The 3,272-nt window shown below is 32.9% G+C and carries 3 protein-coding genes; all 3 read right to left on the bottom strand.

The window, feature by feature from the left end; genetic code table 11:
• Window positions 1-552 precede the first annotated feature (552 nt).
• From ACKU4N_RS04525 to ACKU4N_RS04515, 3 genes are read right to left on the bottom strand one after another with little or no spacing between them, the layout of a single operon-like run.
• Window positions 553-1,065 carry a hypothetical protein gene (locus ACKU4N_RS04525; RefSeq protein WP_321321015.1) on the bottom strand — a complete coding sequence of 171 codons (513 nt, stop codon included), beginning with the start codon at window positions 1,063-1,065 and terminating at the stop codon, window positions 553-555.
• A gap of 11 nt (window positions 1,066-1,076) precedes the next feature.
• Window positions 1,077-1,967: a relaxase/mobilization nuclease domain-containing protein gene (locus ACKU4N_RS04520; protein WP_321321013.1), complete on the bottom strand. Its 891-nt coding sequence runs from the start codon at window positions 1,965-1,967 to the stop codon at window positions 1,077-1,079.
• Between the two features lies 1 nt (window position 1,968).
• On the bottom strand, window positions 1,969-2,310 hold the full coding sequence (locus ACKU4N_RS04515; RefSeq protein ID WP_321321011.1) for a plasmid mobilization protein: 342 nt from the start codon (window positions 2,308-2,310) through the stop codon (window positions 1,969-1,971).
• Window positions 2,311-3,272 lie beyond the last annotated feature (962 nt).

Here is a 3,272-nt window from a genome sequence, read left to right as displayed (position 1 = left end):
ATAATATTTAGAAATAGTAATTTTCAGAATTAAATTAGGTGATTATAATCTGCTTACAACTTTATTTTTTCATCGAAACCAGTTCGAATTCAAAAAAAATGATATCCACAGAATGTATTATATTATGTATTAAAATATGGAATGAGTAACAATTAATATCAATTTAATGTTAAAATTATAGATTCTTTTTGAATTAAGAATTATCAGTTAATTTATAATTAAACAACCAAAAAACATAAAACTTTTAACGACTTATACCTGAAAAAGTTTCATGGAATAATTGCTTAAATCAAATTACCATTCTTTTTATTTAACAGCATCCAAAAAAAGTGCTATACAATTCTTCGAATATTGACCATTTTAAATTATAGTAGGATAAGTCCAATAGGGAATGTGAGTTTTTTATATTGCTAAATTTTCATTAGATAAAACACGCTTAACACAGAATTAAATTATGAACTCATGATATTATAAAAATAAATACGATCAGAAGTAACTGGATATTACTGGAATGTTAAAATCAGATAATCAAAGCACTTGAAAAAATTCAACTCATTGATCTTTATTTTTCATCTTCTCAATCACAAGTTCATCCCTATTCACATGAAAAACTGTATCGAGTTTTAGTAGTTTTTTAGAATCAATACCTCCACAAGCCTTAATGTATCTGAATTTCAAATCATTATATCTTAACTGTCTATTATTTACAAACAAAACAAGTCCCATGATTAGTAAAAATACGGAAAGAAATTGCCAGACAATCAATTTTCGGAATATCAACCTACACATTCTTTGGACTATTGTTAATTCTTTTACACTTTGACTCAACCCTTCTAATTTTTGATTCAGATCCCTGAATTGATCCTGGCTTGAATGGTTCAAACGCAAAGCATTCTCACGAACTGATTGATCAATTGATCTATTAAGAAACTCTATCAGTTCCTTGGGAATTACAATTTTGCGTTTTTCATCTCCAGATTGACCATTCTCCAACTTCCCATCAATGACAAGTAACGATTCTTTGATCTCTTCAAATATTGCGGTAATAAAATCATTCTTTCTCATGTCCATTTCAATTAAATCCTGATTCCTCTTTTGGCAGATTTCCTTTTCACCTTAGGCTTCTTGCTATTTTCTTCTTTACTATACCGATTGGTCAATTCTGACTGAATAAGAATCTCTCGAAGCAAATTCCGGGTACTCATCAACGCTTTTGTTCCGTCTCTTGATATCTCTTGCTGATTTTTCTGTAAGCGTGCATCAATCTTTGAAAAACTAAATTGACGGTCAACTTTCGAGCCGTTATAAGTCAATCCTCCTTTCGTAAACCGAACTCCCTGCACTTCCTCTGTATTCTTTTTAATCTTAAAATCTACCTGTATTCCTTCCCGTCTCAAATTCTCAATCAATTCTGACCAATCGGAACATTTGCCTACATGTTTTTTCAAGGCATCGTAAATTTCATATTTGGTTTTATCCGGCTCATGAAGTCGATGTACTTTCACCTCTTCCTTTCCTTTGGCAAAATAAAGACCATGCCTTCTGGTTAACTCTTTACAGATCTTCTCACTTTTGATTCTGTCATTGCGATCTGATATTGTTCTCCCATGATAATCCACCCTGTTAATGACCATGTGAATATGTGGATGTTCTTTGTCAAAATGACGAGCAATCAGAAACTGCGTATCAATAATATTCATTCTACTCATGTACTGTTTGGCAATATCTGCCATCAGCTCGTTCGATAAAAGCTCTTTATCCTTTGCCGAAAACGAAAGGGAAATATGATACACAGGCTTGCTAATTCTGCTATTTAGTTCTGCTTGCTGTCTGAAGCTTTCAATTATCGTATCCTTGTTTTTCAAACGCAGACCTTCACTATCCAAAAATTCCGTACTCTTCTTCTGGTCGAGTATGTAATTCACAACTCCTGCAAAACATTGTCCCTTTACTATCTTTGCAATCATATCAAAGCTGATCTATTACTTTATCAATCTTCTCTGCCAAGTAGAAATATTCCCTTCGTACATTTGAATAACCTTGCGCATTGGCTTGTTTGGCAATCTGATTTAGATTATTGGCCATCCCACACAGTTTTCGAATATAAGTTTGCACCTCAGGAATGAGTCTCTCCCGAACTGTACTTTCTGCAATACACTGTCTCATGTACTCACTAAGGCTTAGTTTTGCACGATTGGCTTTTGCCTTCAAACTATAATATTCTCCAGTATTCATTTTCACATTCACCCTGTACTTTCTCTTCTGTGAAATGCTCTTCTTGGGACGTCCTCCTTTCTTATAATTTTCCATAGATTTTACCTTTTAATTTGAGACCAACGGGATGTTTTCAAGGGTTTTGGGCATACCAAAACATAAACTTGCTAAGTACATCTTTTAAAAGATTGTTCCAAAAGAAACAGAATGCTCCTCTCCTGTTTCCATCATTAAGATTTAAATGATATTACTTACATATAATGTGGCCTTCATGCATGCGTAAGCATCCCTTCAATTAAAGGTCATGTTTTCGGCAAAAGGAAGTCGTATAAATGGTCGGTGCGCCGGAGGGAAAATCATTTCAATGTGTTTTGTGTTTCTACAGGCAAAGTGCTGTATCAGTTTTCTTTTTAAACTGGTACAGCTTTTTGCTCACTGATCTGTATAACAATTAATCTCAAAAAAACTCTTTGAAATGATTGGGCGCGTTTATGCCGAACTCTTTTGCTGAAAACATGGCCGTTTTCAACTTCGCTTTCGCATGTATTAAGGACAGTATCTTACAATTTTCTATTTGCAAAAAGAGAGTACGAAAATCAGATTTTCTCTGGGAACACATAAGTATTAATTTCTTGATTTTCTGACTCTTTATCAATAGTCAAATCGATACAAATGACATCAAACAACACCAAAATAGGGATATTTTGGATTTTTGAGCGCATATTTGAGAAGGGGCTATCGGAAAATTGAGTCCTAAACTGATATTGCTATAATCTCAGTTGCGTATTAAAATTGATACAACTAGTGATACTACTAAAAACTCATATTTACATGAGGAATTACCTTTAACAATTTTGATACAATATTTTTCTCTCAATAAAGATCAAAAAGTTCGAATTGTAACTGTAAATAATATTGAGTATCTTTAAAACATCAATTCGAAAGAATAAATCTGCATAAACAAAGAGATAAAACTACAAAAAACACTAGTAAATTTAGTCGTTACAGAACGTAAGTGTACTCTCAGGTGAGTACCCCTCTCATAATATTTACAAATA

It is taken from the genome of Labilibaculum sp., assembly GCF_963664555.1.
Taxonomy (GTDB): domain Bacteria; phylum Bacteroidota; class Bacteroidia; order Bacteroidales; family Marinifilaceae; genus Labilibaculum.
The sequence above is the reverse complement of the archived record's forward strand: the minus strand, read 5'-3'. Positions and strand labels throughout refer to the sequence as shown.